Below are 21,084 nucleotides of genomic sequence, written 5' to 3'. Positions count from 1 at the left end.
GGGTCAGACAAAGCGGAACTGCAGGCGGCCGAGCGCGCCGTAGTCGGCGTCGAACGCATCGCCGGCCTGTGCGGGCACGGGCCGGGTGAACGAGCCGGCCAGCACGATCTGCCCGGCCTGCAACGATTCGCCCCAAGGCGCGAGCTTGTTGGCCAGCCAGGCGATGCCGATGGCCGGGTGGCCCTGCACCCCGGCAGCCAGGCCCGTCTCCTCCACCACGCCGTTTTGGCGCAGGATGGCGCCGCACCAGGGCAGGTTGGTCGTGAGCGGATCGGCCCTGACGCCGCCGACCACGATGCCCGCGTTGGCGGCGTTGTCGCTGATGGTGTCGTAGACCTTGCGCATGACTTTGCTGTGGCGGTCGAACTGCTCGATGCGCGCGTCGATGATCTCGATGGCGGGCGTCACGTACTCGGTGGCGGCCAGCACCTGCTCCACCGTCACGTCGGGGCCCTTCAAGGGTGCCTTGAGCACGAAGGCCAGTTCCACCTCCACACGCGGCGCGATGAAGCGCGCCGTGGGGATGTCGAGCACCTGGCCGGGCGTGCAGGTGAACAGCATGTCGTCCAGCAGGGTGCCATAGTCGGGCTCGGTGATCTGGCTGGCCTGCTGCATGGCGCGCGAGGTCAGGCCGATCTTGTGGCCAATGACGGTGCGGCCTTCGGCGCGCTTGAGGTCCATCCAGGCCCGGCTGATGCGGTAGCCGTCTTCGATGGCCATGCCGGGGTAGCGCTTGGAGAAGTGCTCGACCTGCATGCGGCTTTTTTCGGACTGGTGCAGCTCGGCGGCGAGCTGGCGGATGTGGGTGTCGTCAAACATGGGGTTCAGAGGCTGGGTTTTTGAACAGCGGATGCAGGTTGCTGTGCTTGGCGTCGAAGACCTCGTGGCCTTCGTCGATCTGCAGCGTCACGCCAATGTGGCGGCGCACGAACAAGGGCTGGAAGTGCGCCTTGGTGGCCATCAGCAGCGCATCGCCCACGCGCTTGTGTGTGGCCGGTGTGCGGCCGTGGGCCATGCGCAGGTTCAGGTACACGAAGGCGTAGTCGCCTGGGTCGCGGAAATCGCCACCGGCCGCGCGGCCTGCGGCACCCCCGTCCGACACCGCGAAATGCGGCGCGGGATAGGCCAGAACGCGTGTGCCGCCCGGCGGAAACACCGGCTTGCCGGCGTCGTCATGCGCCGCCAGCATGGTGTCGGCCAGGCTGCGGCACAGCGCGGTCATGTCGGTTTCGGCATCCAGGTTGCCGGTGTAAAGGATGACGAGGTGGGGCATGGGGACCTTGTGGTGTTCAGAGGCGAGTGGCCACGCTGGTGTAACCGTCGGCCCGCGAGGCCTGCGCCGCCGGGATGGCGTGCCCGTCCTGCGGCGTGATCGGGAACACGGCATTGAGTTGCCCGGTGCCCGAGGCGCCGAAGTAAGGCGTCACGATCTCGGCCGCACCGTCGTAGGCCGACCAGCCCAGCGCGCCCAGCAGCATGGCGGTGTCGTGCATGAAGCCTTCGCCGTGGCCTTTGCTCGCGTACTCGGGCAGCATCTCGCAGAAGTCCTTCCACTCGCCGGCTTGCCACATCTCCAGCACGCGGCGGTCCAGGTTTTCCAGGAACGGGCTCCAGATCTTGAACGCGTATTCGGGCGCCAGGCCGTTCTGCGCAAAGCGGTGCGAGAGCGAGCCGCTGGCGAAGAAGGCCACCGTGCCGTCGTAGTGCTCCTCGATCGCGCGGCGCATCGCCCAGCCCAGGCGCGCGCTGTCGTTGAGGTAGTGCACGGTGCACAGCGCCGAGACCGAGATTACCTTGAAATGCTGGTCGGCGTTCATGTAGCGCATCGGCACCAGCGTGCCGTACTCGGGCGCCAGCGTGGTGGCGTGATGTGCCAGCGTCTCTACCCCGTGTTCGTTGCAGACTTTGGCCAGCAGCTGGCCCAGATCCGGGTTGCCCGGGAACTCGAAGGGCATGTTGCTGATGAAGTGCGGCAGCTCGTTGCTGGTGTACAGGCCCTTGAAGTGCGGCGCGCAGTTGAGGTGGTAGTTGGCGTTGACCAGCCAGTGCGTGTCGAACACCACGATGGTGTCCACCCCAAGCTCGCGGCAGCGCCGGCCGATCTCGATGTGGCCGTCGATGGCGTCGCGCCGCGTGCCCCGGCGCGGACCGTCGAGCTCGCTGAGGTACATCGAGGGCACGTGGGTGATCTTGGCGGCGAGAGCAAGTTTGCCCATGATTGGTCTCCAGGTTGTCAGGTGTCCAGCGTGATGCCGGCCTTGCGGATCACCGCGGCGTAGTGCTCGATCTCGGTGCGGATGAAGGCCGCGAACTGCTCGGGCGTGCCCGACAGCGAGGCGATGCCGCCCTTCTGAAAGGCCTCCACCACGGGCGGGCTGGCCAGCGCGCGGTTGACCTCGGCGTTCATGCGCTGCACCACGGCGTCCGGGGTGCCGCCGGGCGCCAGCAGGCCGTTCCACGAGTTCGACACGATGGCCACGCCCTGTTCGGTGAGGGTGGGAATGTCGGGCGCATAGGCCGAGCGCTTGGCCGTGGCCATGCCGATGGCCACCAGCTTGCCGCTCTGGACGTGGCCGCGGAACTCGGGCCAGTTGCCGAACATCAGGGTGACCTGCCCGCCGAGCAGGTCGGTCAGCGCCGGGGCCTGGCCCTTGTACGGCACATGCACCAGCTCCAGCCCCATCTGCTGCGCCAGCGCGGCACCCGACAGGTGGGCCGAGGTGCCGTTGCCGAACGAGGCATAGCTCAGCGTGCCGCCGCCCTTGCGCGCCGCGGTGCGCAGGTCGGCCACGCTCCGGATGCCGCTGCCGGGGTGCGTGGCCAGCACGTGTTCGGACATGCCCATCAGCGCCACCGGGCGCAGGTCTTTCAGCGGGTCGTACGGCAGCTTCTTCACCAGGGTGACGTTGGCGGCGAAGCTGTTGGCCACGGTGACGAAGCTGGTGCCATCGGGTGGGGACTTGGCCACGTTGTCCACACCGATCACCGTGCCCGCGCCGGGCTTGTTTTCCACCACGATGGGCTGGCCCAGCGCCTTGGCCACTTCGGTGCAGACCAGGCGTGTGACGAAGTCGGTGGTGCCGCCCGGCGGAAAGGGCACCACCACGCGCAAGGGGCGGTTGGGCCAGGCCGCTTGCGCGTGCAGCGCACCCGGTAGGGCCGCGAGTGCCGTGACCGCGCCAGCGGCCTGCAACAGGCGGCGGCGGGTCGGCGGATGACAGGGCAGGGTCATGGGTGGCGGTCTTTCAAAAGAGGGCTGGCACCGGCGACATCAGGCGCCGCCACCGAGTGTCACGGCCGGCTGGAGGGCGGTGTTGACCTGCAGCGAGAACACGTCCGGGCGGGCGTAATGGCCCACCGCGTCGAAGTCCATCTGTGCCTGGGGGATGAGGTCCAGATCGAGTTCGGCCGTGAGCAGCGCGTCCTCGTTGAACACCGGCCCGGCGAGCGTGCGGCCCAGCGGGTCGATGATCAGGCTGCCGCCGCGCATCAGCATGCCGTCCGCCGCTTCGGGCAGGGCGTTGTGCATCTGCGCGTCGGGAAACTGCGTGCGGCGCAGATGCTGGCAGGCCGACAGCACGAAGCAGCGGCCCTCCAGCGCGATGTGCGTCATGGTCGATGCCCAGGTGTCGCGGTCGTCGGCCGTGGGCGCGCAGTAGATCGTCACGCGCTGCTGGTACATGGCCAGGCGCAGCGCCGGCATGTAGTTTTCCCAGCAGATCACCGCGCCGAGCTTGCCCCAGGGCGTGTCCACGGCCTTGAGCGTGGAGCCGTCGCCGAAGCCCCAGACCAGGCGCTCCAGCGCGGTCGGCATGAGCTTGCGGTGCTTGCCCAGGACCTGGCCCTCGGGCCCCAAATAGACCACGGTGCAGTACAGCGTGCCGCCGTCGCGCTCGATGATGCCCAGCACCACAAACAGGCGGTGCTGCGCCGCGGCCTGGGCCAGCAGCGCGATCTCGGGCCCGTCCACCGTGACGGCCGCCTCAAAATAGAGCTTGTACTCGGCGCGGCCTTGCGGCGTGCGCGCGCCCAGGTAGATGTGGAAGTCCGCCCCCTTGGGGTAGCCGCCGAGATAGGCCTCGGGGAAAACGATGAGTTGCGCGCCCTGGGCGGCGGCCTGCGCCATGAGCGCCAGCGCGCGCTCCACGGTGGCGGGCGTGTCCAGCAGGACGGAGGCGGTCTGGGCGACGGCGGCGGTCAGTTTCATGGCGACTCCTCAAACACCCCAGTGGGGGATGTGGTGGCTGCCCAGCGAGACGGCCACGTTCTTGGGCTCGCAGAACACCTCGTAGCTCCAGGTGCCGCCTTCGCGGCCGGTGCCGCTGGCCTTGGTGCCGCCGAAGGGCTGGCGCAGGTCGCGCACGTTCTGGCTGTTGACGAAGCACATGCCGGCCTCCACGGCCGCAGCGACACGGTGCGCGCGGCCCAGGTTCTCGGTCCAGACGTAGCTGGACAGGCCGTATTGAATGTCGTTGGCCAGCTCGATGGCGTGGGCCTCGTCCTTGAACGGGATCAGGCAGGCCACCGGGCCGAAGATTTCTTCCTGCGCGATGCGCATGCGGTTGTCCACGTCGGCAAACACGGTCGGCCAGACGAAGTTGCCGTGCTTGACCGCCTCGGGCAGCTCGGCGGCGTAGCGGGGCTGGTCCAGGCCGCCGCACAACAACGTGGCGCCCTCCTTGGGGCCGAGTTCGATGTAGCTGCGCACCTTGGCGAGGTGGGCCTTCGAAATCATCGGGCCGACGATGGTCTTCTCGTCCAGCGGGTCGCCCACGGTGATGCGCCGGGCGCGGTCCACGAATTTTTCGACGAAGTCTGCATAGATGCTGTGCTGCACCAGGATGCGGCTGCCGGCGGTGCAGCGCTCGCCGTTGTTGGAGAAGATCATGAAGATCGCGGCGTCCAGCGCGCGGTCCAGGTCGGCGTCATCGAAGATCACGAACGGGCTCTTGCCGCCGAGCTCCATGCTGAACTTCTTCAGGCCCGCGGCCTTGACGATGCGGTTGCCGGTGGCCGTCGACCCGGTGAAGCTGATGGCGCGCACGTCCGGGTGGGCGCACAGGGGCTCGCCAGCTTCCTTCCCGTAGCCGTGCACCACGTTCAGCACGCCGGCGGGGATGCCGGCTTCCAGCGCCAGCTCGCCCAGGCGCGCGGCGGTCAGCGGCGAGAGCTCGCTCATCTTCAGCACCGCGGTGTTGCCGAAGGCCAGGCAGGGCGCGACCTTCCAGGTGGCCGTCATGAAGGGCACGTTCCAGGGGCTGATGAGCGCGCACACCCCCACCGGGTGAAACAGCGTGTAGTTCAGGTGCGTGGGTGTGGGGTAGGTGTGGCCGTCCACGCGGGTGCACATCTCGGCGAAGTAATAGAAGTTGTCGGCCGCGCGCGGGATCAGCTGCTTTCCGGTCTGGGCGATCACCTGGCCGCAGTCGTTGGTCTCCAGCTGGGCGATCTCGGGCACGTGCTTCGCGATCAGGTCGCCGAGCTTTCGGATCAGTTTGGCGCGTTCAGGCGCCGGCGTACCGGCCCATTTCGGGAACGCGGCCTTGGCGGCGGCGACGGCGGCGTGGACTTCCGCCTCGCCACCCGAGGCCACCTCGGCCAGCACCTGCTGCGTGGCGGGGTTGATGGTTTCGAAATAGGCGTTGCCGGCAACCTGCTGGCCGTTGATGAGGTGGTCGATTTTCATGGTTCAGATGGGCGTGATGCAGGATAAATGGGGTCGGATCCCGATTCCCCGGCAAATGGGTGGATTGAGATCTGCGGCATATGGGGAATCGGGCTCTGACCCCGCTTATTCGGATACATGGGCAATGGTGTTCTCGAGGGCTCCCAGCCCTTCGATCTGCGTCACGATCACATCCCCCGGCCGGCAGTCCACCACGCCGTCGGGCGTGCCGGTGAGGATCAGGTCGCCTGACTGCAGCGTCATGAAGCGGCTGAAGTATTCGATCAGGGAGGGTACGTCGAAGATCATGTCGCGCGTGTGGCCGGACTGGGTGACCTGGCCGTTCACGGTCGTCTGCAGGGCCAGGTTCATCGGGTCGGGCACATCGGCCGCGTCGACCAGCCAGGGGCCGATCGGGGTGCAGGTGTCGCGGTTCTTCACGCGCAGGTTGGGGCGGTACCAGTTTTCGAGGTAGTCGCGGATGGCGTAGTCGTTGGCGACGGTGTAGCCGGCGATGAAGTCGTACGCGTCGGCCCTTTTCACCTTGCGGGCGGTCTGGCCGATCACCACGGCGAGTTCGCATTCATAGTGCATGTAGCTGACACCCGCCGGGCGCACGGTGAATCCGCGGTGGCCGGTGAGCGAGGCCTCGCCTTTGACGAAGGCGAGTGGCTCCTCGGGTGCCTTGAAGGCGAGCTCCTTTGCGTGGTCGGCGTAGTTCAGGCCCAGCGCGAGGATGGTGCGCGGGCGGTGCGCCGACATGGGCGCCAGCGGCGGCAGCCAGACGACCTCGTCGAAGCCAACGCGGCGGCCTTTGAAAGCGGGCGTCAGCAGTTCGAGCTGGCCGTCGGCCTCAACGGCGTCGTGAATGCCGCCGGCCCAGGCGATGCGTGCTCTTTTCATGCTGCTTCTCCCACCAGCGTGTTCACCAGCGGCGCGAAGCCCGTCGCGGAGATTTCGATGCGGTCGCGCATGCGGGCACGCGGGCGCGTGCCGTCGGCGAGGCAGTCGCTGCCGAGCATCAGGATGTCGCCGGGCTGCAGCGTCATGAAGGCGTTGACGTCGGCTAGCAGCGTAGCGGCATGGCGCACCAGACCACTGAACTCGACGGTCTGGCGCAGCTCGCCGTTGATACGGACTTCGAGCGTCAGCGCGTTGATGTCGCCGACCTCGGCCAGCGGCACGCAGCGCGGCCCGATGCCCAGAAAGCCGTCCACGCACTTGAACTTGACGGGCGGGCGGTAGTAGCTGGCGTGAGGCACCGAGAGGTCGTTCAGCAGCACACAGCCCGCCACACGTGGCAGTCCGGCAGATGCTTCAATATTAATAGCTGAACGTGACCATTCCACGCTGGGATGAGCCAAAAAAGGAGATTCAAAATTGGCGATGACAAGGCCCAGTGAAGCCCCCACCTCCACCTCCGGCACGTCCGCGGGCAGCGAAATGGCGGCGCCCTGGGCGCTGAAGGTGTTGGCGGTCTTGATGAACAACACCGGGGCCTGCGGCGGCGCCTTGTAGGGCGGCTCGGTGGCGCGCGCGGCCCATAGCGCTTGCTCGTGGCGGAAGTTCAGCAGCGTGCCATAGACGGTGCCGTCGGGCAGGAAAGGTGCAGCAGAGGGGTTCATTCTTCGGCGTCCGGTTCAGCGGCGCTGGCGAGGTCGGCGGGTTGTTCCAGGGCAATCAGTTCGTCCAGCAGGGCATAGAGCTGGCTCAGCTTCGGCTTGCCCAGCTGGCTTTCGACCCAGGCGTAGTGCGCCTCGATGGTGTGGGACAGCGTTTGCACCAGGGCCAGCCCTTGCGCCGTGGCGCGCACCACGGTGCGCCGGGCATCGTCCGGGCAGCGGCATCGACTGATCAGGCCGTCGCGTTCCATGCGGGTCAACACGCCGGTCAGGCTGGGCCCGAGCAGGTACGCCTCGCGGGCCACGCGCCCGGTTTCCAGGCCGCCAGGGTCTGCAGCGTGTTCGCCCAGCACCCGCAAGACACGCCACTGCTGGTCCGACAGGCCCTGTCCGCGCAGACTGGGTCGGGTGTGCAGCATCACGGCCTCGCGCGCCTGCAGCAGCAGGCGCGGCAGGTTGCGGTGGATGAAGGGAGTGGTGGCTGGCATTTATTTAATATATTAAATGATTTTGGGTGCTTCAATCTGCGGGTTAACCCGGGTCGATGCGGTTACAGTGGCAACTGTCCCCTTGCTGCCGTGTTCGCAGGTGTGTCGGCGCACGGCGCCAGCGGGGACGGGTTCCGGTCTTCCCTGTTTTTTCAAAGCGAGGTTTGAACATGGCTGCTCCCGACATCGGCTCCTGTCTGTCCGCCGGCATCGACGGATTCAAGAAGAACCCCGTGGCCCACATCCTGGCCGTTGTTCTGATCGGCGTGGTCGGTGGTGTCAGCGCCGGCATCCTGTCCGGCCCGATGGTGGTGGGCTACATGCGCATGATCCAGAAAGAAGAACGTGGCGAGGCCGTGGAGTTCACCGACGTCTTCAAAGGCTTTGACGACTTCGTGCCGGCCTTGCTGGCGGTGCTGCTGTCCAGTCTGATCGTGTCGGTGGGTTTCATGCTGTGCTTCGTGCCGGGCCTGCTGATCATCGGCCTGGTGCCCACGGCCGCGTACCTGGTGGCGGCAGGCGAAAAAGACGGCATCAACGCCATCAAGCGGGCCTTCGAAGCGGTGAAGGCCAACTTGCTCGGCACAGTGATCTGCTCGCTGGTGCTGAGCATCGTGGGCTCGCTGGGTGCGCTCCTCTGCGGCGTCGGCATCTTCCTCACCCTGCCCATCGGCATGATCGGCTTCTATCACATGGCCAGGCAGATCACGGACGGAGGCCCGCTTGCCATCACACGGGCCTGACGCGACGCAGCTGACCCGCGCTGAGCGTGGTTGGCGGGCTGTACCGCTGCTGGGCTGGCCGCTGGCGCTGGGCGTCGCGCCGCTGCTGCTGGCCACGGGCGTGCCGCTGTGCGGTTTCCGCCACCTCACCGGGCAGCCCTGCCCGCTATGCGGTGGCACGCATGCCTGCGCCGCGTTGGCGCAGGGCGACCTGATGGTGGCGTGGCAGGCCAATCCGGGCTTGATGCCACTGTTTGTCATCGCTGCGGCCCGTGCGGCTCAGCTGGCCTGGGAAGCCTGGACGGGACGCCGGGTGACCCGATGGCGGATCGGTCCAGCCTTGTGGAAGGCGGGCGGGTTGTTCCTGATCGGCAGCTGGGCGTTGCGCCTGGCGGGAGTGCTGTAGGCGGATGGCCTCGACCGTGGCAATCCGGCACGCCGAGCGCTCCGGTTCGCCGCAACCGCTTCACTTTCAGACTGACTCAAAGGAATCTGAATGACAACCAACTTGGGTGCTTTGCTGGGCATCGATCTACCGCTGATCCAGGCGCCCATGGCGGGCGTGCAGGGCAGCGCGCTGGCCCTTGCGGTCTCGAATGGCGGCGCACTGGGTTCACTACCTGCAGCCATGCTCACGCCGCAGGTGCTGCGTGCCGAACTGCAGACTCTGCGCTCCGGCACGCAGCGGCCCTTCAACGTCAACTTCTTCTGCCATACCCCACCGGTTCCAGACGTCACCCGCGAGGCCACCTGGCGCGTGGCGCTGGCCCCGTTCTACGCCGAAGCCGGGCTGGATAACACGGTGGTTCCCGCCGGCGCGGGGCGCGTGCCTTTCACCGCGGAGGCGGCCGATCTGCTTGAAGCATTCCGTCCCGCCGTGGTCAGCTTTCATTTCGGGCTGCCCGCACCCGCGCTGGTGCAGCGGGTCAAAGCCTGGGGCGCCCGGGTGCTGTCGTCGGCCACCACGGTGGAGGAGGCCCTGTGGCTGGAGGCCCATGGCGCCGATGCCATCATTGCCCAGGGGCTGGAAGCCGGCGGCCACCGCGGCATGTTCCTGACGGACGACGTGACGACCCAGATGGGCACCTTGGCGCTGTTGCCCCAGATCCTGGGCGCCGTGAACGTGCCGGTCATCGCCGCCGGCGGCATCACGGACGCGGCCGGCGTGGCGGCCGCCATGGCGCTGGGCGCCGCGGGCGTGCAGGTCGGCACGGCCTACCTGCTGTGCACGGAGGCCACCACCAGCCCGATCCACCGTGTCGCGCTGCAAAGCGACGCCGCCCGCCACACCGCGCTGACCAACGTCTTCACCGGCCGCCCGGCGCGCGGCATCGTCAACCGGGTGATGCGCGAACTGGGTGTCATGAGCGCGGCCGCACCGGCTTTCCCACTGGCCACGGCCGCGATGGCGCCGCTGCGCGCCTGGGGCGAGCAGCAAGGCATGGGTGATTTTTCTCCTCTGTGGTCAGGTCAGAATGCCAGCGGCTGCCGGCCGGTGGACGCCGCCGAAGTGACGCGCTCGCTGGCCCAGGGTTTTGACCGGCGCCGTGGGTGAGGCGCGCCGCCCGGGCGGGTGGTAGGCTTGCCGCATGGCCAAGGAAAAAACGATCTTCGTCTGCAACGACTGCGGCGGCACCAGCGCCAAGTGGCTCGGCAAGTGCCCGGCCTGCGGGGCCTGGAACTCGCTGATCGAGTCCGTGGCCGAACCGGTGGCGTCCACCCGCAACAACCGCTTTGCCTCATTGGCCAGGACCGCCGAGGTGGCCACCCTGGGCGAGATCGAGGCCAGCGATTTTGAACGCACCCCGACCGGGCAGGATGAGCTGGACCGCGTGCTGGGCGGCGGCATCGTCGAGGGTGGCGTGGTGCTGATCGGTGGCGACCCCGGCATCGGCAAGTCGACGCTGTTGCTGCAGGCGCTGGATTCGCTGCAGCGCAGCGGACAAAAGACGCTCTACGTCACCGGCGAGGAGAGCGGCGCGCAGGTCGCGCTGAGGGCACGCCGGCTGGGGCTGGATGGCTCGCAGGTGCAGGTGCTGGCGGAGATCCAGCTCGAAAAGATTCTTCACATGCTGGACGCGGCGAAACCGGACATCGCCGTGATCGACTCGATCCAGACGGTGTACTCCGACCAGCTGACCTCCGCACCGGGTTCGGTGGCGCAGGTGCGCGAATGTGCGGCGCATCTGACCCGCGCGGCCAAGGCCAGCGGCGTGGCGGTGGTCCTGGTCGGCCATGTGACCAAGGAGGGTGCGCTGGCCGGTCCGCGCGTGCTGGAGCACATGGTGGACACGGTGCTGTACTTCGAAGGCGACACGCACAGCAGCTTCCGGCTGGTGCGCGCCATCAAGAACCGCTTTGGTGCGGTGAACGAGATCGGTGTCTTCGCGATGACCGAGCGGGGTCTCAAGGGCGTGAGCAACCCCAGCGCGATCTTTCTGAGCCAGCACAGCGAGCCGGTGCCCGGCAGCTGCGTGATGGTGACGCTGGAGGGCACGCGGCCGATGCTGGTGGAAATCCAGGCGCTGGTGGACACCGGCGGCCCGAGTCCACGACGCCTGAGCGTGGGGCTGGATCGCGACCGGCTCGCCATGCTGCTGGCAGTGCTGCACCGCCACGCGGGCGTGAACTGCATGGACCAGGACGTGTTTGTCAACGCCGTGGGCGGTGTGCGCATCAGCGAGCCGGCGGCCGACCTGGCGGTGATGCTGGCGATCACGTCGAGCCTGCGCGGCAAGGCGCTGCCCAAGGGCTTCATCGCCTTTGGCGAGGTGGGGCTGGCCGGTGAGGTGCGGCCCGCACCAAGAGGCCAGGAGCGGCTGAAAGAGGCCGCCAAACTGGGGTTTTCCGTCGCGGTGGTGCCCAAGGCGAATCTGCCGAAGAAGAACGACAAGGCTTTTGAGGGCCTGACGATCCACCCGGTCGAGCGGATCGAGGACGCGATGGAACTGGTGCGCGGCCTCGGCTGACGACGGGCGCCTACGCAGTCTCCGTATTCAAGTCGCAGGCGGGCCATAGGACAATCCGGGCCATGAATTTGCAGAAAATCTTTGTCCCCGTCGTGTGCCTGTTGCTGCTGGGCGGGGCGTGGCGATCCTACGGCTGGCAGGGGGTGGCGCTGGTCGGGGGCGGCCTGATGATGTGGGTGCTGCTGCACTACACGCGGCTGCTCACCATCCTCAAGCGCGCCGCCGACCGACCGATCGGGTTTGTGGCCAGCGCGGTCATGCTGAACGCCAAGCTGCGCAAGGGCATGACCTTGATGCACGTGATCGCGATGACCCGGTCCCTGGGTGCGCTGCAGAGCCCGAAAGACGAGCAACCCGAGTTCTACCGGTGGACCGATGGCGGCGACTCGCAGGTCACTTGCGAGTTCCGGGGCGGCAAGCTGGTGGGATGGACCCTGCTTCGCCCGAGTCCGGAGCCCGACCCGGCACCCGGTGAAGCGCCGCCCGCGCCGTAAAATCCCTTTTTTGCCAGGACCCGCAATCCAAAGGACCCACTCATGAGCGCACTTCCCCCTTCCATGGCCGACCGCGACGGCAAGATCTGGATGGACGGCCAGATGGTTGACTGGCGCGACGCCAAAATCCACGTGCTGACCCACACCCTGCACTACGGCTGCGGCGCGTTCGAAGGCGTTCGAGCCTACAACACGGTCAATGGCACGGCGATCTTCCGGCTTGAAGAGCACACCCAGCGCCTGTTCAACAGCGCCAAGATCCTGCGCATGAAGATCCCGTTCACGATGGACGAGGTGATGGAAGCGCAAAAGGCCGTGGTGCGCGAGAACAAGCTGGAGAGCTGCTACCTGCGCCCGCTGACCTGGATCGGCTCGCAAAAACTCGGTGTGAGCCCCAAGGGCAACACGATCCACCTGATGGTCGCGGCCTGGGCCTGGGGCGCCTACCTGGGCGAAGAGGGCATGCGGCGCGGCATCCGCGTCAAGACCTCCAGCTACACGCGGCACCACGTCAACATCACCATGACCCAGGCCAAAGCCGTGAGCAACTACACCAACTCGATCCTGGCCAACATGGAGGCGCTGGACGATGGCTATGACGAGGCCCTGCTGCTGGACTCGACCGGCTTCGTCAGCGAGGGCGCGGGCGAGAACATTTTCGTGATCAAGGACGGCGTCGTCTACACCCCCGACCTGTCGGCCGGCGCACTCAATGGCATCACGCGCAACACGGTGCTGCACATCTGCAAGGACCTTGGCCTGGAGCTGGTGCAAAAACGCATCACCCGCGACGAGGTCTACATCGCCGACGAGGCCTTCTTCACGGGCACCGCAGCCGAGGTGACGCCGATCCGCGAACTTGACCGCGTGGAACTGGGTAGCGGATCGCGCGGGCCGATCACCGAGAAGATCCAGAGCGCGTTCTTCGACATCGTCAACGGCCGCAACCCGAAATACGCCCACTGGCTGAGCAAGGTTTGAGGTTTTGCGGGCCGGCCCTTCGCTGGAGCGACGGGTTTCGGCCTTTCACGGATGAAAGGTAGATATGACGAAGCAGACCATTGAACTCCTGGCCAAGGACCTGAACCACAACGGCGGCGTGTACTGCCCGAACCCGGCTGCGGACATGAAGCTCTGGAACAGCCACCCCAAGGTGTACCTGGACGTGGCCCGGACCGGCGAAGCCAAGTGCCCGTATTGCGGCACGGTGTACCGCCTGAAGGCGGGCGAGACCGTCGGACACGCCCATTGAGCTCCCCGAGCCGTGCGGCCTGCGACGGCAGACCCGCCTGAGTGACGCAGGTCTCGGACCGGCATCTGCCCATGACCCATCCGGATGACGCGGTGCGTGATGCCCTGCAGCGCGTCACGGTGCTGACCGTGACCTACAACAGCGCCCATTGCGTCGCGGCACTGGCGTCAGGCCTGGCCGGCGTTCCCCACGTCATCGTGGTGGACAACGCCAGTGCGGACGACAGCTGCGCGCGGGTGCGCGCGGCGATGCCGTCGGCCCGGTTGATCGTCATGCCTGCCAACCAGGGCTATGGCGTGGCCAACAACGCGGCGCTGGCCGCGGTGCAGACGGAATTCGCCTTGCTGCTCAACCCCGATTGCCTGATCGACGCCGCTCAGATCGCGGCGCTGGTGCAGGCGATGCACGACTGGCCGCAGGCAACCCTGGCCGTCCCCCAGCTCACGGAGGCCTCGGGGCAGCTGCAGGTGAACTACAGCTGGCCGCGCGACGCCTGGTCGCCGAAGACCGGCGAAGCCACCGGCGTGCTCAACGTAGGGTATGCCTGCGCGGCGGTGATGCTGATCCGCATGGCGCGCCTGGCGCCGCTCGGCTTTTTCGATCCGCTGTTTTTTCTCTACTACGAGGACGAGGACCTCTGCCTGCGCGTGTTCCACGCGCGGGGCCAGATCCTGGTGCTGCCGACAGTGCGCGTGACCCATCTGTCGCGCGGCTCCGTCAAAGGCACCCGCCCCTGGCTCGCGGAATATGGGCGGGGCTTTCACCATGCCCAGTCGAAGGTTCTCTTCGTCTGGAAACACCAGGGGCCCGAAGCCGCCCGATGGCTGCGCCGCCGGGTGCTGGCGGCGTCGGTGCTGAATGTGCTGGCGCGCATCCTGCTGCCGTCGCCGCGGCATCTGGCCCGGGCCTGGGGCCGGTTCCGGGGCCTGCGGGCATTGAAGATGGAAGCATTGGCCCAACAGCGGCGCGCAGAGCCCGCCCGAACAGGATCCGCCCATGTCCAAGCTTGACCTCTCCCCCCCGCCGACCCTCACGGTCGCGGTACTGGCCAAGAACGAGGCCCACCAGATCGGTCGCTGCCTGCGCAGTGCGGCGTTTGCCGACGAAGTCATCGTGGTGGACAGTGGCAGCACGGACGACACGGTGTCCATTTCCCGTGGCCTGGGCGCGAAGACCTTCGTCTACCCCGACTGGCAGGGCTTTGCCGTGCAGCGCAACCGCCTGCTGGCGCACGCCACCGGCGACTACGTCTTCTTTCTGGACGCGGACGAAGAGATCACCGCGGCCTTGCAGGCGGAGATCCAGGCCGCCGTGCGATCGGGGGCGCGCGCCGTCTGGAAAATCGAATGGGGCGTGGTGGCCTATGGCAAGGAGCTGACGTACTTTCTGTCGCAGTCCAGTCTGGAGCGTCTGTTTCGCCGAGACATGATCGTGCAGTTTGAAGGCGCGGTGCATGAACACGCGGTGCTGACAGAGCCCGCTGCGCCGCGGCACGTGATGCGCTCGAGGCTGCGCCACTTCTCGCGCCAGTCGATCCACGGCAGTCTGAACAAGCTGACGCAGTACGCCATGCTGGGCGCGGCCAAGCGCGCGGCGCAGGGCAAGCAGGGCGGCGTGGTGCGCGGACTGGCCTCGGGACTGGCGATCTTCATCCGCCTGTACATCCTGCGCCTTGGCTTCACGGGCGGCGGGCCCGGATTCCTGTTCTGCTTTTTCATTGCGCTGGAGTGCTTCTTCCGCTATGCGGCCCTGCATTACGACCGGGATCGCCTGACAACGGACGTGGGGCGCTGACGATGGGAACTACGGCAGCCAGCTGGCGCACCTATCCGAAGGAGCTCTGGATCGCCGTGCTCGGCATCGGCATCGCCCTGTCCCCGACCAACACGAAGATTGCGGGTGCGGCGTGGCTGCTCCTTTGCATGGCCGGTCTGGTGGCATTTTTCAGGGCACCGTCTGCGACGGATGACCGTGCGTCGGCGAGCAAGGCATGGTTGATTGCCTGTGCGCTTGCAGCTGCTCTGGCGGTCATCGTGGCGCTGATCTGGCCGGATCGTCCGGACACCTTGCATGCGGAGTTCCGGCTGCTGCTGGCGGCGGTTGCGACGCATCAGCTTGTCCGGCATTTGCCGGGCGCCGAGCGATGGCGGGCGCTGACGCTGCCTGTAGTCGCGTTGGCGTGTGTAGCGGCATTTGGTGTGATCGCATCGGGGCACGACAGGCATTCAGTACCCTCGAATCCGATTCCTTGGGCGGTGGCCACGAGCTTGCTTCTATGCATCGTGCTGCCATTCATGTTGGACCGAGCAGTTCCCGCCAGGCATCGAGTGGTTTATGGTGTGTGCATCGTGGCGGGCCTGGGCGGCATTTTGACAAGCCAGTCGCGTGGCGCCTATGGCATCATGGTTTGGACCTGTTGGTTGCTCGTCACTTCGTGGCGAAGTCACCACCGTCAGGTATCCGCCAGCCGCATTGGTATGGCAGGTCTTCTTTGCGCGGCCATTGTGGCCGTGGCAGTATCGTCGCCCGTGGATCCCTTGCGACTTCGCAAGGGCTGGCACGAAACCGTACAGGCGGTAAACGAGGGTAACTACAGCTCGTCCATGGGCGCCAGGATGTATCTCTGGCGTCTGGGTTGGCAAAGCTTTCAGGAATCACCCTGGATCGGCATCGGTGGGCGTGAACGCTTGAAACGGATCAAGTCCGCGGGCCTGGATTTGCCGCTCGATCAACGTGCACGATTCCAGGAAGTGCGCAATGTGGGCCACGTGCACAACCAGTACCTGCACGCGGCCATGGACGGCGGCCTGATCGGACTGGCTTCCACACTGACCGTGTTGGCGGGCCTGGGCGCGAGCGCCTGGCGGCTGCGGCGCGTTGATCCTGTTGCGTCACGCCAGATGCAGGGCGTGCTGTTCATGCACGCCACGGCTGGCCTGAGCAATGTGAACATGGCGCACAACTTCTACGCCATCATGCTGTCGCTCAGCGTGGCCGTGATCCTGATCGGCGCCGGCGCCCGAGCGGGTGGGCCGGAGCCTGCGCCGGTGGCCTGAGGCCTGTTGCAATCCCGCCGCGCATGCACATCCTGTTCGTCAATCACGCGCCCATTCCCGTGTTTGCCTATGGCGGCACGGAGCGGGTGATCTGGGACCTCGGCAAGAGCCTGGTGCGCCTCGGGCACCGGGTCAGCTACCTGGTGCCGCAGGGCTCGCACTGCGACTTTGCACAGGTGCTGGCCATCCGCGAGGGCGTCCGGTGGGCCGAGCAGATTCCGGCCGATGTGGACCTGGTGCATTTCCAGTTCAACCCGCCGGATCTGGCCACGCTGGAGCGGCCCTACCTGATGACGCAGCACGGCAACTCGCCGGAGCACGCACCCCTGCCGCTGAACACGGTGTTTGTCTCGCGCAACCACGCCGGGCGCCACGGCTCCACCGAGTACGTCTACAACGGCCTGGACTGGGAGGCCTATGGCCCGGTCGACTTCGAGCGGCCCCGGCCGTACTGCCACTTTTTGGGAAAGGCCGCCTGGCGCGTGAAGAATGTGCAGGGCGCCATCGACGTGGCCGGCGATGCCGGCGTTGACCTGATGGTGCTGGGCGGCACCCGTCTGAACATCAAGCGCGGCTTTCGATTCACCTGGTCGCGGCGGGTGAGCTTTGCAGGCATGGTGGGCGGGCAGGTCAAGCTGGATCTGCTCCAGGGTTCACGCGGGCTGATTTTTCCGGTGCTCTGGCACGAACCCTTCGGGCTGGCGGTGATCGAGAGCCTGTATTTCGGCTGTCCGGTCTATGCCACCCCCTACGGCGCCCTGCCCGAACTGGTGCCTCCAGCGTGCGGGGTTCTGTCGGCCGGCCGTGGCGAACTGGCCGACGCCGTGCGTCAGGGCGGTTTCGATGCACGGGCCTGCCACGAGCAGGCGACGCGACATTTCAGCGCCGCCGCCATGGCCGGCGGCTATCTGCAGATTTACCAGCGGATTCTGGACGGTGAAACCCTGCATGCCAGGCCGCCGGCCATGACGGCCAGTGCCAAGGCGCTGCCCTGGCTGCGCTGACAGCGCCGGGCCGCGCATCCAGGGCGGCAAAGGTTCAGGACACTGAGCGCGGCAGCCTGACCGTGAAGCAGGCCCCGCCGCCTTCGCGCGCCTCGCAGCGCACCGAGCCGCCGTGCCGCTCGGCGATGGACTTGACCAGCGCCAGGCCCAGACCGACACCGCCTTCGCGCTCGCTGGCGCCTGGCAGCCGGTAGAAGGGCTCAAAGATGCGCTCGCGCTGCTCGGGTGGCACGCCCGGGCCGCGGTCGCAGACCTGCAGCAAGGCCTGGGCGCCCTCGCGCCCGACCATCACGGTGATGCCGTGCGCGCCGGCTGCGCCGCCATAGCGACGCGCGTTTTCCAGCAGGTTGCGCACCAGCCGGCGCAACAGCTTGGCCACACCAGGCACGAGCAGGCTGTCCACGCCCTCGGCCAGTTCCAGCTCGGCGCCAGCCCGTGCGCTTTCCTCCACCACCAGACCCAGCAGGTCGATGGACTCCACGGTGCCCATGTCGGCCTCGCGGGCATCGAGCCGACTGGCCAGCAGGATTTCATCGATCAGCTGGTCCAGCTCGGCAATGTTGCGCGAGATCTCTTCGCGAAACGTGGGCCCCGGCTGGGATCCCATCAGCTCCATGCCCATGCGGATGCGGGTCAGCGGCGAGCGCAGTTCGTGCGAGGCGTTGGCCAGCAGGGATTTCTGCGAGGCCAGCAACTGCGTCTGGGTGGCCATCAGCGCCTCAATGCGTTCGGCTGCGGCATTGAAGCGTGCCGAAAGGTCGGCGACCTCGTCTTCGCCGTTGACGGGCACGCGGGCCGACAGGTCGCCATCGCCCCAGCGCTGCACGCCCCGCTGCAAGGTTTCGAGGCGCTGCGTCAGCCGCCGCACGATGGGGTAGACCCCCAGCGCCACGGCCAGGCTGACCACGGCCAACAACCAGAAAAAACCGTAGGGCGGCCGTGTCCAGTAAGGCGGGGGGGCCGGTGGCGGCCCGCCGCCGCCCATCCGGTGCTGGCGCGGCGGCATTTGCAACAGCAGTTGCTGGCCGTCGGCCAGCGTCACGTCGAACACCAGGCCCATCCCCAGGCCGGCCCGGTGAGCGGGCATGGCGCTCGCGGTGCCGATCAAGTCGCCGGCCGCGTTGCGCACCAGGATTTCTCTCGGCGTGGGCGGTGGGGTGTTGTAGTCGGCCGCCACCCGCCAGGCCCAGCCCACCACCAGCGTCAGCACCGCCACACCGGCCACCACGGCCAGCCAGATGCGCAGGTACAGCCGGCGGGAGAAGGCAGAAAAGAGCGACATACCTCTAGTCTTGCTGCCGCGCAAAGACGTACCCCACGCCACGCACCGTCAGGATGCGCTTGGGGGCTTTCACGTCGTCCTCGATGGCCGCGCGGATGCGGCCCATGTGCACGTCGATCGAGCGGTCGAAGGCTTCGAGCTCGCGGCCGCGTACCGCTTCCATGATCTGGTCCCGGGTCAGCACCCGGCCGGCGCGCTCGGCCAGCGCCACCAGCAGGTCGAACTGGTAGGACGTCAGCTCGCAGGCCGCGCCCCGCACGCTCACCGTGCGCGCGTCGCGGTCGATCTCCAGCGAGCCGAAACGCAGGGCCTGGGCGGCGGCTGACGGCCCCTCGTGGTGCCGGCGCAGCACGGCGCGGATGCGCGCCAGCAGCTCGCGCGGCTCGAAGGGTTTGGGCAGGTAGTCGTCGGCGCCCAGCTCCAGGCCGACGATGCGGTCCATCGGGTCGCCCTTGGCGGTCAGCATCAGGATCGGCGTGCGCGCGCCGTCGCCGGGCAAGGCGCGGATGCGGCGGCAGACGTCGAGCCCGTCGATGTCGGGCAGCATCAGGTCGAGGATGACCAGGTCGGGCGCCTCTTCCTGCAGACGGGCCAGGCCGCTCAGGCCGTCGGCGGCGTGGGCAAAGGCAAAGCCCGACTCGACCAGGTATTCACCGACCATCCGGGCCAGGCGGCCGTCGTCTTCGATCATCAGCAGGCGGGAGCTCATGGGCGCAGTGTAATCAGGGCAGGCATGGTTGCATCGTGCGCCGCCGCGGCTGCGCAGCCTTGAAGCAGCGGTAAAGTTGAGTAAATGAGCCCCAACTTGCCCCCCGATCCGCCCGCTGGCCGACCACCGGCCATTTCGCCCCTGCCGCCGGGTCTGCGCACGCTGGACGATGTCCTGCTGCAACACGCCCGCAGCCGCCCGCAGGCGCTGGCGATGCGCTTCGAAGGCCGTGATGTCAGCTATGGCAAGCTGGCGCGCCGCACGGCCCGTGCCGCCGCGCGCCTGTGGCACGAATGGGGGGTGCGACCCGGCGACCGCGTGGCCTGGCTCGGCCTGAACCATCCGGACCAGATCACCCTGCTGTTCGCGCTGGCGCGCATCGGCGCCCTGCTGGTGCCGCTGAACTTTCGCCTGGCCAGCGCGGAGTGGCAGGCGGTGCTGGCCGACTGCACCCCGCGCTGCGTGCTGCACGATGCGGCATGGGCGCAGGCCGCAATGGCACTGGCACAAGCGGCCGGTCTGCCTGCGCACGCCATCGACACGCTGATCGCGACCCCGTCGCCCGGCGACGCGCCTGTCCACGCCACGCCCGAATCCCCCGCGCTGCTGGTCTACACCTCGGGCACCACCGGGCGGCCCAAAGGTGCGGTGCACACCCAGGCCAACCTGCTGGCCAACATGGTGGCCGCCAGCGAGGCGCAGGTGCTGACGGCGGCCGACCAGGTGCTGACCGTGCTGCCGCTGTTTCACGTCGGAGGCCTGTGCATCCAGACGCTGCCGGCGCTGTACGTCGGCGCCGCGGTGCTGCTGCACGCCCGCTTCGACGCGGGTGCCACGCTGGATGCCATCAACCGGGACCGCCCCACGCTCACGCTGCAGGTGCCGGCCACGATGAAGGCGCTGATCGAACACCCGGCCTGGGACGCGACCGACCTGTCGGGCCTGCGCGCCGTCTGGGCGGGCTCCAGCACCTTGCCGGCGGCCCTGGTGGACGCCTTCCTGGCGCGTGGTGTGCCGCTGTGCAACGTCTATGGCGCCACAGAGACCGGGCCGTTCTCCATCGCCCTTACCCCCGCGCACGCTGCCAGCCACGCGGGCGCCTGCGGCTGGCCGGCGCGCGGGGTGGAGGTGAGGCTGGCCGACGCGCGCGACGGTGTGGGCGAGCTGTGGCTGCGCGCGCCGAACGTGGTGCGCCACTACTGGCCCGACCAGCCCGCGGTGGACCCCGAGGGCTGGTTCCACAGCGGCGATCTCGCGCGCCAGGCGGCCGACGGCAGCTACACCGTGGTGGGGCGGGCCAAGGACATGGTCATTTCAGGCGGCGAGAACATCTACCCGGCCGAGATCGAACACCTGCTGGCCAGCCATCCACTGGTGGCGGACTGCGCCGTGCTGGGCCTGCCGGACGCCCAATGGGGCGAAAAACTGGTCGCGGTGGTCGTTTTTAAGCATCAAAATGCCACAAACCCTTCGTCAAATGGTCAGGAGACGCTATCGAATTGGGAGTTTGTGCTGTCCGAATTCCTGGGTGGGCGTATCGCCCGCTACAAGCTGCCGCGCCGCTGGGTCTGCGTGGACGCGCTGCCCCGCACCGCGCTGGGCAAGGTGCAGAAGGCGGTGCTGGCGCGCCAGCTCGGGCCGGACGCGGCCGCCTGATCCGGGCTTGCCTAACGCTCAACGCACTGAGTGCTTCAATAAATGTAGCGACTCATGACCTTGCAGCGCCGGGATTGGGCGGTTTTTAGGTTCTCTTCTGTTTCGGGTGGCACGCAACATTCTGATGGAGGTCAGGCGAGAGGGCGTGCTTTCTGAAGCGGATTG

Annotated in this window: 23 protein-coding genes; 12 read left to right on the top strand and 11 right to left on the bottom strand. The window is 67.5% G+C overall.

Going from position 1 to position 21,084, the window contains the following annotated elements:
• Window positions 1-3: 3 nt before the first annotated feature.
• The 9 genes from hpaH to hpaR form a co-directional block, all read right to left on the bottom strand.
• Window positions 4-819, bottom strand: coding sequence for a 2-oxo-hept-4-ene-1,7-dioate hydratase (gene hpaH / locus ACMUOY_RS10660; RefSeq protein WP_413892700.1), 816 nt, complete (start codon window positions 817-819; stop codon window positions 4-6).
• Window positions 812-1,273 carry a 5-carboxymethyl-2-hydroxymuconate isomerase gene (locus ACMUOY_RS10655; RefSeq protein ID WP_413892699.1) on the bottom strand — a complete coding sequence of 154 codons (462 nt, stop codon included), beginning with the start codon at window positions 1,271-1,273 and terminating at the stop codon, window positions 812-814. The genes hpaH and ACMUOY_RS10655 overlap by 8 nt, the downstream gene beginning before the upstream one ends.
• Before the next feature lie 16 nt (window positions 1,274-1,289).
• Window positions 1,290-2,216, bottom strand: a complete 927-nt coding sequence (gene hpaD / locus ACMUOY_RS10650; RefSeq protein WP_413892698.1) for a 3,4-dihydroxyphenylacetate 2,3-dioxygenase — start codon at window positions 2,214-2,216, stop codon at window positions 1,290-1,292.
• A 17-nt stretch (window positions 2,217-2,233) separates the two neighbouring features.
• The gene (locus ACMUOY_RS10645; protein WP_413892697.1) at window positions 2,234-3,232 is read right to left on the bottom strand and encodes a tripartite tricarboxylate transporter substrate binding protein; all 999 of its coding nucleotides are present in this window, start codon (window positions 3,230-3,232) and stop codon (window positions 2,234-2,236) included.
• Window positions 3,233-3,271: 39 nt separating this feature from the next.
• On the bottom strand, window positions 3,272-4,207 hold the full coding sequence (locus tag ACMUOY_RS10640; RefSeq protein ID WP_413892696.1) for a carbon-nitrogen hydrolase family protein: 936 nt from the start codon (window positions 4,205-4,207) through the stop codon (window positions 3,272-3,274).
• Between the two features lie 9 nt (window positions 4,208-4,216).
• Entirely contained in the window at window positions 4,217-5,686 is a 1,470-nt protein-coding gene (hpaE, locus tag ACMUOY_RS10635; RefSeq protein WP_413892695.1) for a 5-carboxymethyl-2-hydroxymuconate semialdehyde dehydrogenase, read from the bottom strand.
• A 105-nt stretch (window positions 5,687-5,791) separates the two neighbouring features.
• Window positions 5,792-6,568, bottom strand: coding sequence for a fumarylacetoacetate hydrolase family protein (locus tag ACMUOY_RS10630; RefSeq protein WP_413892694.1), 777 nt, complete (start codon window positions 6,566-6,568; stop codon window positions 5,792-5,794).
• Complete coding sequence (locus ACMUOY_RS10625) at window positions 6,565-7,290, bottom strand: fumarylacetoacetate hydrolase family protein (protein WP_413892693.1); 726 nt, start codon at window positions 7,288-7,290, stop codon at window positions 6,565-6,567. The genes ACMUOY_RS10630 and ACMUOY_RS10625 overlap by 4 nt, the downstream gene beginning before the upstream one ends.
• Window positions 7,287-7,775 (bottom strand): homoprotocatechuate degradation operon regulator HpaR, encoded by a 489-nt coding sequence (hpaR, locus tag ACMUOY_RS10620; RefSeq protein ID WP_413892692.1) that lies wholly within the window; start codon window positions 7,773-7,775, stop codon window positions 7,287-7,289. The genes ACMUOY_RS10625 and hpaR overlap by 4 nt, the downstream gene beginning before the upstream one ends.
• A 170-nt stretch (window positions 7,776-7,945) precedes the next feature.
• Between hpaR and ACMUOY_RS10615 the strand changes: the two genes are divergently transcribed.
• From ACMUOY_RS10615 to ACMUOY_RS10565, 11 genes are all read left to right on the top strand, one after another.
• On the top strand, window positions 7,946-8,518 hold the full coding sequence (locus ACMUOY_RS10615) for a hypothetical protein (protein ID WP_413892691.1): 573 nt from the start codon (window positions 7,946-7,948) through the stop codon (window positions 8,516-8,518).
• Window positions 8,499-8,903 (top strand): DUF2752 domain-containing protein, encoded by a 405-nt coding sequence (locus tag ACMUOY_RS10610; protein ID WP_413892690.1) that lies wholly within the window; start codon window positions 8,499-8,501, stop codon window positions 8,901-8,903. Before ACMUOY_RS10615 ends, ACMUOY_RS10610 begins: the two co-directional genes overlap by 20 nt.
• A 90-nt stretch (window positions 8,904-8,993) precedes the next feature.
• Complete coding sequence (locus ACMUOY_RS10605) at window positions 8,994-10,052, top strand: NAD(P)H-dependent flavin oxidoreductase (RefSeq protein WP_413892689.1); 1,059 nt, start codon at window positions 8,994-8,996, stop codon at window positions 10,050-10,052.
• Window positions 10,053-10,086: 34 nt separating this feature from the next.
• Window positions 10,087-11,466 (top strand): DNA repair protein RadA, encoded by a 1,380-nt coding sequence (radA, locus tag ACMUOY_RS10600; RefSeq protein ID WP_413892688.1) that lies wholly within the window; start codon window positions 10,087-10,089, stop codon window positions 11,464-11,466.
• A gap of 62 nt (window positions 11,467-11,528) precedes the next feature.
• Entirely contained in the window at window positions 11,529-11,960 is a 432-nt protein-coding gene (locus tag ACMUOY_RS10595; RefSeq protein ID WP_413892687.1) for a glycerate kinase, read from the top strand.
• 42 nt (window positions 11,961-12,002) lie between these two features.
• Entirely contained in the window at window positions 12,003-12,941 is a 939-nt protein-coding gene (locus ACMUOY_RS10590) for a branched-chain amino acid transaminase (RefSeq protein WP_413892686.1), read from the top strand.
• Between the two features lie 64 nt (window positions 12,942-13,005).
• Window positions 13,006-13,212, top strand: a complete 207-nt coding sequence (locus tag ACMUOY_RS10585; protein ID WP_413892685.1) for a zinc-finger domain-containing protein — start codon at window positions 13,006-13,008, stop codon at window positions 13,210-13,212.
• Window positions 13,213-13,283: 71 nt separating this feature from the next.
• The gene (locus ACMUOY_RS10580; RefSeq protein WP_413892684.1) at window positions 13,284-14,222 is read left to right on the top strand and encodes a glycosyltransferase family 2 protein; all 939 of its coding nucleotides are present in this window, start codon (window positions 13,284-13,286) and stop codon (window positions 14,220-14,222) included.
• Window positions 14,209-15,006: a glycosyltransferase family 2 protein gene (locus tag ACMUOY_RS10575; protein WP_413892683.1), complete on the top strand. Its 798-nt coding sequence runs from the start codon at window positions 14,209-14,211 to the stop codon at window positions 15,004-15,006. Before ACMUOY_RS10580 ends, ACMUOY_RS10575 begins: the two co-directional genes overlap by 14 nt.
• Before the next feature lie 2 nt (window positions 15,007-15,008).
• Window positions 15,009-16,268 carry an O-antigen ligase family protein gene (locus tag ACMUOY_RS10570; RefSeq protein ID WP_413892682.1) on the top strand — a complete coding sequence of 420 codons (1,260 nt, stop codon included), beginning with the start codon at window positions 15,009-15,011 and terminating at the stop codon, window positions 16,266-16,268.
• Window positions 16,269-16,291: 23 nt separating this feature from the next.
• Window positions 16,292-17,272 (top strand): glycosyltransferase, encoded by a 981-nt coding sequence (locus ACMUOY_RS10565; RefSeq protein ID WP_413892681.1) that lies wholly within the window; start codon window positions 16,292-16,294, stop codon window positions 17,270-17,272.
• A 34-nt stretch (window positions 17,273-17,306) separates the two neighbouring features.
• Here ACMUOY_RS10565 and ACMUOY_RS10560 read toward each other — a convergent pair whose 3' ends face one another.
• Window positions 17,307-18,554, bottom strand: coding sequence for an ATP-binding protein (locus tag ACMUOY_RS10560; RefSeq protein WP_413892680.1), 1,248 nt, complete (start codon window positions 18,552-18,554; stop codon window positions 17,307-17,309).
• Window positions 18,555-18,558: 4 nt separating this feature from the next.
• On the bottom strand, window positions 18,559-19,263 hold the full coding sequence (locus tag ACMUOY_RS10555; protein ID WP_413892679.1) for a response regulator: 705 nt from the start codon (window positions 19,261-19,263) through the stop codon (window positions 18,559-18,561).
• An 84-nt stretch (window positions 19,264-19,347) separates the two neighbouring features.
• Between ACMUOY_RS10555 and ACMUOY_RS10550 the strand changes: the two genes are divergently transcribed.
• Window positions 19,348-20,919 carry a class I adenylate-forming enzyme family protein gene (locus tag ACMUOY_RS10550; protein ID WP_413892678.1) on the top strand — a complete coding sequence of 524 codons (1,572 nt, stop codon included), beginning with the start codon at window positions 19,348-19,350 and terminating at the stop codon, window positions 20,917-20,919.
• Window positions 20,920-21,084: the final 165 nt, after the last annotated feature.

This window comes from Candidatus Skiveiella danica (genome assembly GCF_022705245.1).
Taxonomy (GTDB): Bacteria; Pseudomonadota; Gammaproteobacteria; order Burkholderiales; family Burkholderiaceae_C; genus Skiveiella; species Skiveiella danica.
The sequence above is the reverse complement of the archived record's forward strand: the minus strand, read 5'-3'. Positions and strand labels throughout refer to the sequence as shown.